This window comes from Paracoccus sp. TD-10, from assembly GCF_048270675.1.
Lineage (GTDB): Bacteria > Pseudomonadota > Alphaproteobacteria > Rhodobacterales > Rhodobacteraceae > Paracoccus > Paracoccus pantotrophus.
The window spans coordinates 474,706-488,154 of the sequence record NZ_CP182420.1; the positions used below are offsets into that span (position 1 = coordinate 474,706).

General features: G+C 70.3%; 13 protein-coding genes. All 13 read right to left on the reverse strand.

Going from position 1 to position 13,449, the window contains the following annotated elements; all coding sequences use genetic code 11:
• Positions 1-244 precede the first annotated feature (244 nt).
• Positions 245-1,360: an ABC transporter permease gene (locus tag ACNKFW_RS21070; protein ID WP_333483872.1), complete on the reverse strand. Its 1,116-nt coding sequence runs from the start codon at positions 1,358-1,360 to the stop codon at positions 245-247.
• A complete protein-coding gene (locus ACNKFW_RS21075; RefSeq protein ID WP_333483871.1) occupies positions 1,357-2,265 on the reverse strand; it encodes an ABC transporter ATP-binding protein in 909 nt (302 codons plus the stop codon). The genes ACNKFW_RS21070 and ACNKFW_RS21075 overlap by 4 nt, the downstream gene beginning before the upstream one ends.
• Complete coding sequence (locus tag ACNKFW_RS21080) at positions 2,262-3,203, reverse strand: HlyD family secretion protein (protein WP_333483870.1); 942 nt, start codon at positions 3,201-3,203, stop codon at positions 2,262-2,264. The genes ACNKFW_RS21075 and ACNKFW_RS21080 overlap by 4 nt, the downstream gene beginning before the upstream one ends.
• A complete protein-coding gene (locus ACNKFW_RS21085) occupies positions 3,196-3,828 on the reverse strand; it encodes a CerR family C-terminal domain-containing protein (protein WP_074990613.1) in 633 nt (210 codons plus the stop codon). The genes ACNKFW_RS21080 and ACNKFW_RS21085 overlap by 8 nt, the downstream gene beginning before the upstream one ends.
• A gap of 134 nt (positions 3,829-3,962) precedes the next feature.
• The gene (locus ACNKFW_RS21090) at positions 3,963-4,880 is read right to left on the reverse strand and encodes a sugar kinase (RefSeq protein WP_333483869.1); all 918 of its coding nucleotides are present in this window, start codon (positions 4,878-4,880) and stop codon (positions 3,963-3,965) included.
• On the reverse strand, positions 4,877-6,325 hold the full coding sequence (locus ACNKFW_RS21095) for a mannitol dehydrogenase family protein (protein WP_333483868.1): 1,449 nt from the start codon (positions 6,323-6,325) through the stop codon (positions 4,877-4,879). The genes ACNKFW_RS21090 and ACNKFW_RS21095 overlap by 4 nt, the downstream gene beginning before the upstream one ends.
• Positions 6,322-7,530, reverse strand: coding sequence for a mannonate dehydratase (gene uxuA / locus ACNKFW_RS21100; protein WP_333483867.1), 1,209 nt, complete (start codon positions 7,528-7,530; stop codon positions 6,322-6,324). Before uxuA ends, ACNKFW_RS21095 begins: the two co-directional genes overlap by 4 nt.
• Before the next feature lie 18 nt (positions 7,531-7,548).
• The gene (locus tag ACNKFW_RS21105) at positions 7,549-8,706 is read right to left on the reverse strand and encodes an alpha-hydroxy acid oxidase (protein ID WP_333483866.1); all 1,158 of its coding nucleotides are present in this window, start codon (positions 8,704-8,706) and stop codon (positions 7,549-7,551) included.
• A 3-nt stretch (positions 8,707-8,709) separates the two neighbouring features.
• Positions 8,710-9,753 carry an L-idonate 5-dehydrogenase gene (locus ACNKFW_RS21110; protein WP_333483865.1) on the reverse strand — a complete coding sequence of 348 codons (1,044 nt, stop codon included), beginning with the start codon at positions 9,751-9,753 and terminating at the stop codon, positions 8,710-8,712.
• Position 9,754: 1 nt separating this feature from the next.
• Positions 9,755-11,035 carry a TRAP transporter large permease gene (locus tag ACNKFW_RS21115; protein ID WP_074990604.1) on the reverse strand — a complete coding sequence of 427 codons (1,281 nt, stop codon included), beginning with the start codon at positions 11,033-11,035 and terminating at the stop codon, positions 9,755-9,757.
• Between the two features lie 3 nt (positions 11,036-11,038).
• The gene (locus tag ACNKFW_RS21120; protein ID WP_147429427.1) at positions 11,039-11,545 is read right to left on the reverse strand and encodes a TRAP transporter small permease; all 507 of its coding nucleotides are present in this window, start codon (positions 11,543-11,545) and stop codon (positions 11,039-11,041) included.
• A 62-nt stretch (positions 11,546-11,607) separates the two neighbouring features.
• Positions 11,608-12,588 carry a TRAP transporter substrate-binding protein gene (locus ACNKFW_RS21125; RefSeq protein ID WP_024843794.1) on the reverse strand — a complete coding sequence of 327 codons (981 nt, stop codon included), beginning with the start codon at positions 12,586-12,588 and terminating at the stop codon, positions 11,608-11,610.
• Between the two features lie 25 nt (positions 12,589-12,613).
• Positions 12,614-13,294 (reverse strand): GntR family transcriptional regulator, encoded by a 681-nt coding sequence (locus ACNKFW_RS21130; protein WP_051419604.1) that lies wholly within the window; start codon positions 13,292-13,294, stop codon positions 12,614-12,616.
• Positions 13,295-13,449 lie beyond the last annotated feature (155 nt).

The following is a 13,449-nucleotide window of genomic DNA, read 5'->3' on the forward strand; positions in this document are numbered from 1 at the left end:
GCCCATTGCCGCCCCGGCCGGCCGGGGTCGACCGAGGGATGGACCGGCGAGCGCGACGTGACACGCCTGCCGCCGAACAGGCGCAACATCGGGCTGGTGCTCCAGTTCCATGCGCTGTTTGCGCATATGACGGTCCGCGAGAACCTCGCCCCTGGCCGGCACCGCAAGGACGAGCCCGGCAAGCCCCTGGAGGAGCGGGTGCATGCCGCGCAGGAGTGGCGTTGGTCGGCGATGCGGCGCGCGGTCAGTCCAGCGTCCGGCGGAACCGCAGCAGGGCCAGCGCGCCCAGCACCGCCACCATGACCGCCAGCGCCGCGAATTGCGGCGCGACATCGGCGAAGCCCGCGCCCTTCAGCATGACGGCGCGCACCAGACGCAGCAGATGCGTCACCGGCAGCACCTCGCCCAGGGCCTGCGCCCAGCCCGGCATGCCCCGGAACGGGAACATGAAGCCCGACAGCAGCACTGAGGGCAGGAAGATGAAGATCGCGATCTGCATCGCCTGCATCTGCGTGCGCGCCGCGGTCGAGATCAGATAGCCCAGCAGCACCAGCGCCAGCACAAAGACCATCACCCCGGCCAGCAGCAGCCCCAGCGAGCCCGCGAAAGGCACGTCGAAGATCGCCCAGGCCGCGCCCAGGATGACCAGAACCTGCACCGCGCCGACGGCCAGGAACGGGGTGATCTTGCCCAGCATGATCTCGGCCGGGGTGGCGGGCATGGCCAGCAGGTTCTCCATGGTGCCGCGTTCGATCTCGCGGGTCAGGGCCATGGCGGTCATCATCACCATGGTCATCTGCAGGATCACCCCCAGCAGGCCGGGGACGATGTTGTATTGCGTGACGGCCTCGGGGTTGTAGCGGCGATGCACGACGATTTCCGGCGCGCCCTGTGCAGACTCGGCCGGGCGGTCGCGGCGAAAGGCGCTGTCCGCAAGGCGCGGCAGCGCGGCGATGGCGCCGCTGGTCGCCGAGGGGTCCGAGCCGTCCGCCTCGACCAGGATCTGCGGCCGGTCGCCCTGCTGCATGCGCCGGCCGAAATCGGCGGGCACCGTCACGACAAAGGCAACCTCGCCGCGGGTGATCAGCCGCTCGGCCGCCGCGGCCGTCGCCGCGGGATGGGTGATGCGGTAATAGCCGCTGTTCTCCAGTGCCGCGGCAAAGCTGCGGCCGAAGCGGTCCTGCACCGGCGCGACCAGCGCCGTGGGCATGTCCCGCGGGTCGCTGTTGATCGCATAGCCGAACAGCAAAAGCTGCATGATCGGCACCCCCAGCATCATGGCGAAGGTCAGCCGGTCGCGGCGCATCTGGATGAATTCCTTGCGCAGCAGCGCCCGCAGCCGTGTCGGGGAAAAGCTCATCGCATGTTGTCCTCGGAGAGCTCCATCAGCCGGATGAACACGTCCTCGAGGCTGGTCTCGGCCGGCCGGCCCGTCACGCCCTCGGCGGCCAGCGCGGCTTCGAGCTGTGCGCGGTCGGTGCCGGTCACGTGCAGCGCGGTGCCGAAGGGCTCGACCTGCCCGACGCCCGGTGCCCGGCGCAGGCGCTCGGCCAGCTCGCCCGGCCGCGCCGATTGCACGGTCAGCGTCACCAGCCGCGCGCCTGCGATCACCTCGGCCACGGTGCCCGAGACCACCAGCCGGCCATAGGCGATGTAGTTGATGCGGTGGCAACGCTCGGCCTCGTCCATGTAATGGGTCGAGACCAGCACGGTCATGCCGCCCAATGCGCGGGCGTGGATCTCGTCCCAGAACTGCCGCCGGGCCTTGGGATCGACGCCGGCGGTCGGCTCGTCCAGCAGCAGAAGCCGCGGCTGGTGCATGATGCAGGCGGCCAGCGCCAGCCGCTGCTTCCAGCCGCCCGAGAGGCTGCCGGCCAGCTGGGTCCGGCGCGAGGTCAGGCCCAGATCCTCAAGCGTGTCGCGCACCGCCTGTCGCGGCAGGTGGTAGAGCCCGGCGACGAAGGCCAGGTTCTCCTCGATGGACAGATCCTCGTAGAAGGAGAATTTCTGCGTCATGTAGCCGACCTGCCGCCGGATCGCGCGCTGCTGGCGGCGCAGGTCCAGGCCCAGCACGCGGCCGCTGCCCGCGTCGGGCGTCAGCAGGCCGCAGATCATGCGGATGCAGGTGGTCTTGCCCGAGCCGTTCGGCCCCAGGAAGCCGGCGATCTCGCCCTCGGCCACTTGCAGCGCGACCTCATCGACCACCCGCCTGCCGCCGAAGGATTTCGTCAGCCCGGTCACGTCGATGGCGGTGGCTTGGGTCATGGCGCCTTCCAGACCTCGACGATCTGGCCGGGCTTCAGCGGGCTGCCGGGCTCGGGGCGGGCCTCGACCAGGTAGACCAGCTTCTGCCGCGTGTCGCGGGCATAGATGACCGGCGGGGTGAACTCGGCCTCGTCGGCGATGAAGGAGACCGTGGCGCCGGCCGGCGCGCAGCCGTCGCAGCCGACCGTCAGCCTGGCTCCCAGGGCAAGCGCGGCCAGATCGGCCTCGGCGACATAGAAGCGCAGTGTGACCGCGCCGTCCGGCAGATAGGTCAGGACCGGCGCCGAGGGGCCGGCGATCTCGCCCTCATGCCGCAGGATGTCGGTCACGGTGCCGGGCGTGGGGGCGGTCAGCCGGCGCTGCTGGAGCTGCCATTCCATCGCCTGCCGGTCGGCCTCGGCCTGGGCCAGGGCGGCGCGGGCGGCGGCGATGGCATCGGGGCGGGCGGGCAGGCGGGCGACGGCCAGCCGCGCCTCGGCCTCGCGCACCGCCGCCTCGGCCATCTCGGCGGCGGCGCGGGCGTCTTCCAGTTGCGCGGGCGCGCTGACGCGCTGCGCCAGCAGCCGCTCCTGCCGCGCCGCCTCGCGCGCCGCATGCTCGGCATGGGCGCGGGCCGAGGCCAGCGTCGCCTCGATGGCGGCGATTTCGGGGGCGCGGCCGCCTTTCTCCAGGTCGGCCAGGGTGCTGGCGGCGCGGGCATGGGCGGCCTCGGCCGCGGCCAGCGCCAGCGCGGCGTCGCGGCTCTCCAGCGTCGCCACGGGTTGCCCGGCCTCGACCCGGTCGCCGCGCTGCACCGCCAGCGCCTCGACCCGTGCCGTCGCCAGGGGGGCGATCTGGACATATTCGCCCTCGGCATAGCCGGTGCCCAGCGGCGGCGGCGGGCCGCAATGGGAAAACAGCGCGGCCAGAAAGCCCAGAGAACACAGGAAATCAGCCATCCCCGTCCCCGATCATCCGGTCCAGGTTGGCCAGCATCCGGCGCGTGATCGCCCGCGCCTCGGCCCGCCCGTAATGCCGCCAGCCCATGCGGCGCTGGACGATGGGCGCGGCGACGCGGAAATAGACCGCCTGGCCGACCAGGGAAAACACGGCCAGCTTCACCTCCTCGGCCTCTGCCGGCGCGCCGGTGGCGGCGGACCAGAGCGCGCAAAGCGCCCGGTGGCGCGGCTCGATCAGCGTCGCATAGAGCCGGTCCAGCACCGGGCTGTCCGGCTCGGCCAGCTCGCGCAGCACGAAGGCCACCGCGTCGCTGGCTCCGGGGCTGACGATCATGAAGGTGACGATCCGGCGCACCAGCCGCCGCAGCAGCAGCCGGGCGTGGCGCGGGTCCGGCCGGTCCTGCAAGCCGGGCAGGGGCCGGGCGACCTGCGCCACCCGTTCGGCCACCGCATCGGCGCAGGCGATGCGCAGCCCGTCCTTGCCGCCGAAGTGATAGGCGATCGAGGAGATGTTGGTCCCAGCCTGCGCGGCGATGGTCCGCGTCGATGCGGCCTCGAACCCGCCGCGGCCGAATTGCCGTATCGCGGCCTGGATCAGGGAAATGCGGGTCGGGTGCGCGTCCATGCCGATCCTGCCAGAGGTCAATCAATCAATCGATTGATACAGGATTTTCGGCTTGGAGTCGAGTCCGCAGGGGCGCGGGGCGGGGCCTCCGCCCGCCGCACCGGGCGGGTGATGGGATGCGGCCCGCGCGCAGGTCAGCCCCGCGCGACGGCCTCGCGCACCAAGGCGCCGCGATGGCGGATCACCACGCGGCTGAGATCATGTGCCCGGCGGATGGCGGCGGGGATGTCGGCGCCGTCCAGCCGCGCGGCCAGGTAGCCGGCATTGAAGCTGTCCCCGGCCGAGGTGGTGTCCACCGGCACCTCGCGCGGCAGGCCCTCGACCAGCCCCGCGCCCTCGCGCCCGCCATAGCGGATGGCGTCGCCGCCCGCCTTGACCACGACCTGCCCGGCCCCGCGCGCCAGATAGCGCGCCACCGTCGCCTGCGGATCGGCATCGCCGAAAAAGCCGCGCTCGTCGTCGAAGCTGGGCAGCACCAGGTCGGCGACGGCCGCCGCCGCCTCGATCTCGCGGCACATGGTCGGAATGTCCGGCCAGAGCTTGGGCCGCAGGTTGGGGTCGAAGACCACCTGCGTGCCTGCGCCGCGGGCGCCCTTCAGCGCCGCGATCAGCGCGGCGCGGCCGGCCGGGGGCAGGATGCCCAGGGTGATGCCCGAGAAATAGGCGATGCCCGCGCCCGCCAGTGCCGCGGCCAGCGCCGCCGGATCGTCGGCCAGCCCCCTGGCCGCCGAGGTGTCGCGCCAATAGCTGAAGCTGCGCTCGCCATCCTTCAGCGAGATGGCATAGAGCGCGATCTCGCGCTGCGGGTCGCGGGTGACATGGGTCGCGTCGATCCCCTCGGCGGCCAGGAAATCGACCATCTGCTGCGAGAACTCGCCCAGGCCCACGCGGCTGCAATAGGCGACGCGCCAGTCGGCCGGCAGCAGGCGGCGCAGATACCAGGCGGTGTTCAGCGTGTCGCCGGCGATGCCCAGCCGCCACAGCCCGTCCTGGCCCGAGGGCGACAGCTCGACCATCGCTTCGCCGATGGAAAGGATGGGCTTGCCGGTCATGATGCCAACTCCGTCGCCATGGCCGCGCGCAAGCCGTCGCGGCGGATATGGCTGACGGTCCGGCGCACCGCCTGGGTGAAACCGGCATCGCCGACCAGCGATGGCGGTACCAGACCCGGCAGCGCCAGGACCGAGCGCACCAGCGCCGCGTCGTCCTCGCCCGCCTTGCGGGCCAGCTCCAGCAGCGCCGCGCCGCGCGGATCGTCCGGGGCCTGCTGCTGCGTGGTCAGCCAGGCCAGCCAGGTCGCGGTGGCGAAGGCGAAGGGGCGGGCGTCGTTGCCGGCTTGCAGCGCCTCGGCCGCGGGGGCGAACCAGCGCTGCGGCAGTTTTTCGGTGCCGTCCATGGCGATCTGCCGGGTCTGGTGGGCGATGGCGGGGTTGGCAAAGCGTGCCAGCAGCGCCGCGGCATAGGCCTCGGGGTCGAGTCCGGCGCCCCGCGGCAGGGTCGCGCCTGCTGCCCGCATGTGGCGGCGGACCAGCGCCACCAGCGACGGATCGGCCATGGCGTCGCGGACATGGGGCAGGTCCAGCATCTGCCCGGCATAGGCGATCAGGGAATGGCTGCCGTTCAGCATGCGCAGCTTCATCGCCTCATGCGGGCGCACGTCCTGGACGAACAGCGCGCCGCCGGCCTCCCATACCGGGCGGCCCTGCGGGAAATGGTCCTCGATCACCCATTGGCTGAAGGGCTCGGTCTCGACCGCGGCCAGGTCGCGATACCCGGTCAGCGCCTCGGCATCGGCCAGGGTGCGTTCGGTCGTAGCCGGGGTGATGCGGTCCACCATGGTCGCCGGAAAGGCGACATGATCGGCGATCCAGCCGGCCAGACCGGGGTCGCGGCGGCGGGCAAAGCCCAGCACCCCGGCGCGCAGCAAGGCGCCGTTGTCGGGCAGGTTGTCGCAACTGAGCACCGTGAAGGGCGCGACCCCGGCCTCGCGCCGCGCCGCCAGGGCCGCGGTGATGATGCCCAGCACACCCTGCGGCGCCTGCGGCTGCGCCAGGTCGGCCGCGACCGCGTGATGGGCCGGATCGGCATCCATGGCGGCGCGGTCGATGCCGTAAGCCTTTTCCGAGACGGTCAGCGACAGGATGCGGATCGCCGGATCGCAGGCGGCGCGCAGGATCGCCGCTGCGTCGCCGCCGATGGCCGGGCCATGCGCGCCGATCACCCGCGCCCGGTCGCTGTCCGAACGCTCCAGCACGGTGAAAAGCCCGTCCTGCGCGTTCAGCGCCTCCGGGATCTCGCGGCTGCGCAGGTTGGCGCCGAGGATGCGCCAGTCGCCGCCCCCGGCCGCCAGCGCATCGTCGGTATGGACCGCCTGATGCGCGCGGTGAAAGGCGCCCAGCCCCAGATGCAGGATGCCGATGCCATGCGCCGCGCGGTCATAGCACGGCCGCGCGACTCCGGGCGGCAGATCGGCCAGTCCGGTCAGGCGCGGGCTCATGGCCGCGCCCCGTGGCTCAGCGCCAGTTCCACGCCGCGCAGCTCGGCCAGGCCCTTGAGCCGGCCGATGGCGGGATAGCCGGGCTGGCCGCCGCGGCCGATATCGTCCAGGATGTCCTGGCCGTGATCGGGGCGCATCGGGATCACGGCATCGGCGCGGCCGGCCTCGCGGCGGCGGGCTTCCTCGCGCAGCACCGCGGCGACCAGCGCCACCATGTCGGTCTGGCCGCCCAGATGTTCGTCCTCGAAGAACGAGCCGCGGATCGCATCCGTGTCGCGGCGCACGTTGCGCAGGTGCAGGAAATGCACCCGGTCGCCCAGCCGCGCCATCATGCCCGGCAGGTCGTTGTCCGGCCGCGCCCCCAGCGAGCCCGAGCAAAGCGTGATGCCGTTTGCCGGCAGGTCCACGGCGGCCATGCGCTCGGCGTAATCCGCCTCGGTGGACATCACCCGCGGCAGGCCCAGCAGCGGAAAGGGCGGGTCGTCGGGATGGCAGCAGAGCCGCACCCCGATCTCTTGCGCGACCGGGGCGACCTGTTCCAGGAAGTCGTGGAAATGCCGGCGCAGCACCGCGTCCGTCACCGGGGCATAGCTGTCCAGGAGCGCCCGCACGTCCTGCAGGGTGAAATGCTCGGCCGCGCCGGGCAGGCCGAAGACCACGTTGCCGGCCAGCTCTTCGCGCCGGGCCTCGTCCATCTGGGCGAAGCGGCGGGCGGCTTCCTCGCGGATCTCCTCGGGGAAATCCTCGGCCGCGCCGCGGCGCTGCAGGATATGGATGTCGAAGGCGGCGAAATCGGTGAAGTCGAAGCGCATGCAGCGCGCGCCGTTCGGGCGCCGCCAGGCCAGGTCGGTGCGGGTCCAGTCCAGAACCGGCATGAAATTGTAGCAGATGACCTCGATCCCGGCGTCCTTCAGGTTGCGCATCGAGGCGATCCAGTTCTCGACATGCGCCCGCCAGTCGCCGGTCTGGGTCTTGATCGCCTCGCTGACCGGCAGGCTTTCGACCACCTCCCATTTCAGGCCCGAGGGCGCGCCGTCCGTCATCAGCGCCAGTTCGGCCCGCCGGCGGGCGATTTCCCCGGGGGACCAGACGGTTCCGGTCGGGACGTGGTGCAGGGCGGTCACAACGCCCTGCACCCCCGCCTGCAGCATGTCGTCGATCGAGACCCGATCCTTGGGACCGAACCAGCGCCAGGTATGTCGCATTTCACGTTTCCTTGTTCCTCAGGCGGCATTGCCGCGGTCGTCGGGCCACAGGCAGCCGGGACCGAAATCCTTGATGTCGTTGACGCCGCATAGCGCCATGGTGATGTCCATTTCGCGGCGCAGGATGGCCAGCGCCGTCTCGACGCCCTTTTGCCCCATGGCGCCCAGCCCATAGGTGAAGGCGCGGCCGACAAAGACGCCGTTGGCGCCGCGGGCGATGGCCTTCAGCGCCTCCTGTCCCGACTGGACGCCGCTGTCGAGATAAAGCGGAAGCTCCGGCCCGACCGCGCGGCGGATCGCGGGCAGCGTGCGGATGGTCGAGGGGGCGCCGTCCAGCTGCCGCCCGCCATGGTTCGAGACCAGGATCGCGTCGCAGCCGGTATCCAGCGCGCGCCGCGCGTCCTCGGGGTCGTTGATGCCTTTCAGGATCACCGGCCCGCCCCATTTGCGGATGATCTGCTCGACCCGATTCCAGTCCAGCCGCTGGTCGAACTGGCGCGCGGTCCAGTCCATCAGGTCGCCCAGGCTTTCGACGCCCCGGGCATGGCCGACGATATTGCCGAAGCTGCGCCGGCGCGTGCCCAGCATCCCCAACGCCCAGCGGGGATGCAGGGCGATGTCGATCAGGTTCGGCAGCGTCAGCCGCGGCGGTGCGGTCATGCGGTTCTTCAGATCCTTGTGGCGCTGGCCCTGGATGGTCAGGTCCAGCGTCAGCACCAGCGCCGTCACCCCGGCGCGGCGGGCGCGGTCCAGGATATTGTCCAGGAACTCCTCGTCCCGCAGGGTATAGAGCTGGAACCAGAACGGCGCCCCCGTCGCGGCCGCCACGTCCTCCAGCGAGCACATCGACATGGTCGACAGCGTGAAGGGCACGCCGGCGGAATGCGCGGCGCGGGCGGCGAGGATCTCGCCATCCGGGTGCTGCATGCCCAAGAGCCCCACCGGGGCCAGAGCCAGCGGCATCGAGACCGGCTGGCCCAGCATGGTGGTGGCAAGGCTGCGGGCCTCGATGTTGCGGGCGACGCGCTGGCGCAGCAGGATGCGTTCGAAATCGGCGCGGTTGGCGCGATAGGTGCTGCCGGTCCAGGCGCCGACATCGACGTAATCGTAGAACATGCGCGGGACGCGCCGCCGGTGCAGGCGGCGCAGATCCTCGATCTCGGTGATGACCGGCATGATTCAGTCCCCGAAATCCAGCTGTACCTTGACCGCCTGCGCCCGGTCGCCGGCCAGGTCGAAGGCCCGCTGCGCCTCGGCCGCGGGCAGGACTTGCGTGACCATGGGCGACAGGTCGATCTGGCCCGCGCCGATCATGTGCGCGGCCTCGGCAAATTCGCGGTCGAAGCGGTGCGTGCCGAAAAGGCGCAACTCCTTGGCGACGATCAGGTTCAAGGGCAGGGGCAGGGTGCCGCCGACGCCGATCTGGACCATGGTGGCCTGCGGCCGCGCCAAGCCGATGGCCTGCGCGATGGCATGGGGATTGGCCGAGCATTCCAGCACCACGTCGATGCGGCCCTTGCCCTGGGCCAGGTCGGCCAGGGCGTCGGGATCTTCGGCCACGTTCACCGCCCGGTCGGCGCCCATGCGGCGGGCGATCTCCAGCGTGAAGTCCTGCACATCCGTCACCACGATCTCGGCCGCGCCGCGCAGGCGGGCCAGCGCGGTGCAGATGGCGCCGATGGGACCGGCGCCGGTGATCAGCACCCGCTGGCCGGACAGGTCGGGCGCCATGGTCAGGGCGTGCAGGCAGACGGCCAGCGGCTCGGCCCCGGCGGCGGCTTCGGCGCTGGTTCCTTCGGGCAGCGGCAGGCATTGGCCCAGCGGGTGATACAGCCGGTTGCGGAAGAAGCCGTCCTCATGCGGCATCCGCATGGCCGAGCCGTTGAAGCGCATGTCGAGGCAATGCCGCTCGGTCCCCGCGCGGCAATAGTCGCATTCGCCGCAGGGGCGCGAGGGCGACAGCGCCACCAGTTGGCCCGGCACCAGACCGGACCCCTCGGGCGCGCTTTCCACCACGCCGGCGGCTTCGTGGCCCAGCACGATGGGTTGGCGCACCCGGACCGGGCCGAAGCCGCCATCGTGATAGTAATGCAGGTCCGAGCCGCAGATGCCGCCGCGCAGCACGCGGATCAGGGCGGTGCCTGGGGCGGGTTGCGGTTCGGCCAGGGGCTCGATCCGCAGGTCATGGGCCGCGTGCAGGCGGCAGGCGATGTCGCGTGTCATGTCAGTTCCCCATCAGCGTCGTCGGCAGCCAGGTGGCGAAGGGCGGGTAATAGGAGACCAGCAGCAGCACCACGATGTTCGAGATCAGGAAGGGAATGACCGCGCTGATCACCTTGGCCAAGGGCTCGCGGGCGATGTTGCAGGCGACGAACAGGCAGACCCCCACCGGCGGCGTGGTCAGGCCGATCATCAGGTTCAAGACCGCGAAGGTGGCGAAATGCAGCGGCTCGATGCCGACGCTGGTCGCCAGCCCAAGCAAGGGCACGAACAGGATGATGAGGGCCGCGATGGTTTCCATGAACATGCCGATGCACAGCAGCAGCACGTTGATCAGCAGGATGACCAGGATCGGGTTGTCGGTGATCGCCAGCACGCTGCTGACCAGCATCTGCGGGATGCGCTCGGAGGCCAGGATCGAGCCGAAGACATTGGCGAAGCCCACCAGCGCCAGGATGCCGGCCGAGGAGATCGCGCTGTTGACGACGATGCGCGGCACCGCGCGGATCGGCAACTCGCGATAGACGAAGGCGCCGACGACAAAGGCGTAGAGGCAGGCGACGATGGCGGTCTCGGTCGGCGTCGCGATGCCGGTCAGCAGCCCGCCGATGATCAGCCCGGTCATGGCCAGCGCCCAGAAGGCGGCGAGGAAGGCCGCGATCAGCTCGCCGAAGCCCTGCCATTGCTGGCGCGGATAGTTGCGGCGCACGGCGAGGATATAGCAGGTGATCGCCATGCCGACGCCCATCAGAATGCCCGGCACCGCGCCGGCCAGGAACAGCTGCCCGACCGAGATGCCCGACAGGGCGCCGACGATGATCATCGGCACGCTGGGCGGCAGCATCGGCCCCACCGTGGCCGAGGCGGCGGTGATCGCGGCGGCGAAATCGCCGGGATAGCCGGATTTCTTCATGCCGGGGATCATCACCCCGCCGGTCGCGGCGACATCGGCGACCGCCGTGCCCGAGACGCCGCCGAACATCATCGAATCCGCGACATTGGCCATGGCCAGCCCGCCGCGCATCCAGCCCACCATGGCATTGGCCAGGCGGATGATGCGTTCGGTGATGCCGCCGAAGTTCATCAGGTTGCCGGCCAGGATGAAGCCGGGAATGCACAGCAGCACGAAGACGTCCATGCCCGCATACATGCGCTGCGGGATGATGACGACCGGCAGCCCCGCTGACAGGATATAGGCCAGCGAGGCCAGCCCCAGGCAGACCGCGACCGGCACGCCAAGCGCCAGCGTCACGATGAAGGTGGTCAGAAGCAGGAAAAGATCCATGGCTCAGGCTTCCTCGGCCAGATGGGGGCGCCCGTCATCGGTGCCGGCGATCATGCCGATCACCCGCAAAAGCGCGAACAGGAACAGCAGGACCGACAGCACCAGAACCGAAGCGTGGATGATGTCCATCGGCCAGCGCAGGCTGGGCGAGCGCTGGAAGGCGCCGATGGTGGTGAATTTCCAGGCCGGCCAGATCATCACCGCGCCAAGCGCCGCCGTGCAGATCGCCGCGATCAGCCGCATCCACCAGGCGCGGGCCTCCGAGACGGTTTCCTGCAGCAGGTCCACGTTCACCAGCTCGCCCGTCATCAGCGACAGGCCGATGCCGAAGGCGGTCATGTAGAGCAGCAGATAGCGCGACAGTTCCTCGGTCCAGACCGGCGAGGGCAGGCCGAAGGTCCGGGTGGCGATCTGAAGCGTGACCACCACGATCAGCGCGAAGAAGGCGATGCCCACCGCAAACCGGCTGGCCGCCGCGACGCCGCGTTGCAAGAGTGCCAGGTTTTTCATGGTTCCAAACCCTTGGGGAAGGCCCCGGCGCGGGCTGCGCGCCGGCTCCGTCCCGTTGCCGTTCAGTGGTTGAACAGATCCTCGACGATGGGCCTGATGCTTTCGTCGACGCTTTTGATCACCGCATCGCGCGAGCCCTCGGCGAATGCCTGCTGGTCGACCTCGACGAAGGTCATGCCCTTGGCCTCCAGATCGGCGCGGATGGCGTCCTCGTCCTGCAGGAACTGCTCGCGCTCGAACTCTTGCGCGATGCGGGCGGCCTCCAGCACATGGGCCTGGTCCTCTTCGGACAGGCGCTGCCAGACCTGCTCGGCGATGGTCAGGTAGATCCAGCTGCGCACATGCTCGGTCTGGTTCACATGGCTCTGCACCTCGTTCAGCGAGGCGGCCTGGATCAGCGCCAGCGGGTTTTCCTGCCCGCCGATGGTGCCGTTCTGCAGCGAGGTGAAGACCTCCGAGAAAGCCATCGGCGTCGGCTGGGCGCCGAGCGCGGTCCAGGTGTCGACGAAGAGCGGCACGTTGGGCACCCGCAGCCGCATGCGGTTCAGCTCGGCCGGGGTGGTGATGGGGTGGTTCGCGGTCAGGTTGCGCGGGCCGCGGGCGAAATAGGCGATGGGCCGGACCTGCGCGCGCTCGATGATCTGCGCCTCGATCTGCTGGCCGATCTCGCCGCCGGCGACCGCGTCCATGTGCTCAAGCGACTGATAGGCATAGGGAATGGCCAGCAGGGCCGCCATGGGCGCCCAGTTCTGAAGGCTTTCGCCGGTGATGGTCATCTCGACCGTGCCGAGCTGCATGCCGTTGATCAGGTCCATCTCGCGGCCCAGCGAGTCGTTCGGGAAGACCTCGACGGCGATGCGGCCCTCGGTCAGGCGGTCGAGCTCCTCGGCGAATTTCAGCGACGCCTTGTGCCAGGAGTTCTGCTCGTTCGCCAGATGGCCGAGCTTCAGCGTCAGTTCGGCGGCCGAGGCGCCCATGGCGGAAGCGGCGGTCATGCAGGCCACGGCCAGCGCCGCGAAGCGGCGACGGTTCAGGGTGATCATGGTTCTCCTCCGGGATGATGCGGGGTCAGGGTATGAAAAGTTCGGGGCGCGCGCGCGCGATCTCGGGCAGGTCGTTGAGCAATTCGCGCAGGTGGCGGCGCATGGCGGCTTCGGCCAGGCCGGGATCGTGGTTGCGCAGGCCCTCGACGATCTCGGCATGCTGGCCGATCAGCTTCTGGATGTCGAAGGTGCGCGCGGTGATGTAGCGCAGGCGGTTCATCTGCGATTTCAGCCCCTCCAGCACCTCCCAGACCGCCTCCTGCCCGGCGGCCACGGCCAGCAGCCGGTGGAAGCGGTCGTCCAGCCGCACGAAGGTTTCGGCATCGTTGCGGGCGACGGCCTGGGCCTGTTCCTCGATCTCGCGGTCCAGATGGGCCAGCAGCCGGTCGTCGGCCTGCTTGGCCAGCATGCGGATCAGATCGCTCTCGACCGCCTCGCGGATCAGCCGCGCCGACAGCACCGCCGAAACCGAGATGCGGCGGATATAGGTGCCGCGCTGGGGCCGGACCTCGGCCAGCCCGTCGGCGGTCAGGCGGATGAAGGCCTCGCGCACCGGCTGGCGGCTGACGCCGACCTGGGTGGCGATCTCGGTTTCGCTCAGCCGGGTGCCGGGCGGCAGCGCGCCGCGCAGGATCGCGTCCCGCAGCCAGTCATAGACCTGCGGCGCGGTTGAAAGCGTGAAGTCGATATTGGGCTGCATGGACATGATTCTTCCCCCTGGGCCGGATGTATTGCATACTTGCATACTAGTAAATAAAAAAGATGCATCATGTGGGCAGCGAAGGCGCGATCGCTTCGAGGCAGCGCGATCACGGGATGGGCCAGGGCAGCGGGCCGATCGACGGAAATCCCCCGCATCGC

Bases quoted from the DNA above. Each gene is read 5' to 3' on its own strand.
- ACNKFW_RS21095 (WP_333483868.1), bottom strand. From the start codon at position 6,325: ATGAGCCCGCGCCTGACCGGACTGGCCGATCTGCCGCCCGGAGTCGCG.
- ACNKFW_RS21125 (WP_024843794.1), bottom strand. From the start codon at position 12,588: ATGATCACCCTGAACCGTCGCCGCTTCGCGGCGCTGGCCGTGGCCTGC.
- uxuA (WP_333483867.1), bottom strand. From the start codon at position 7,530: ATGCGACATACCTGGCGCTGGTTCGGTCCCAAGGATCGGGTCTCGATC.
- ACNKFW_RS21075 (WP_333483871.1), bottom strand. From the start codon at position 2,265: ATGACCCAAGCCACCGCCATCGACGTGACCGGGCTGACGAAATCCTTC.
- ACNKFW_RS21090 (WP_333483869.1), bottom strand. From the start codon at position 4,880: ATGACCGGCAAGCCCATCCTTTCCATCGGCGAAGCGATGGTCGAGCTG.
- ACNKFW_RS21115 (WP_074990604.1), bottom strand. From the start codon at position 11,035: ATGGATCTTTTCCTGCTTCTGACCACCTTCATCGTGACGCTGGCGCTT.
- ACNKFW_RS21120 (WP_147429427.1), bottom strand. From the start codon at position 11,545: ATGAAAAACCTGGCACTCTTGCAACGCGGCGTCGCGGCGGCCAGCCGG.
- ACNKFW_RS21110 (WP_333483865.1), bottom strand. From the start codon at position 9,753: ATGACACGCGACATCGCCTGCCGCCTGCACGCGGCCCATGACCTGCGG.
- ACNKFW_RS21105 (WP_333483866.1), bottom strand. From the start codon at position 8,706: ATGCCGGTCATCACCGAGATCGAGGATCTGCGCCGCCTGCACCGGCGG.
- ACNKFW_RS21080 (WP_333483870.1), bottom strand. From the start codon at position 3,203: ATGGCTGATTTCCTGTGTTCTCTGGGCTTTCTGGCCGCGCTGTTTTCC.
- ACNKFW_RS21070 (WP_333483872.1), bottom strand. From the start codon at position 1,360: ATGAGCTTTTCCCCGACACGGCTGCGGGCGCTGCTGCGCAAGGAATTC.
- ACNKFW_RS21130 (WP_051419604.1), bottom strand. From the start codon at position 13,294: ATGTCCATGCAGCCCAATATCGACTTCACGCTTTCAACCGCGCCGCAG.
- ACNKFW_RS21085 (WP_074990613.1), bottom strand. From the start codon at position 3,828: ATGGACGCGCACCCGACCCGCATTTCCCTGATCCAGGCCGCGATACGG.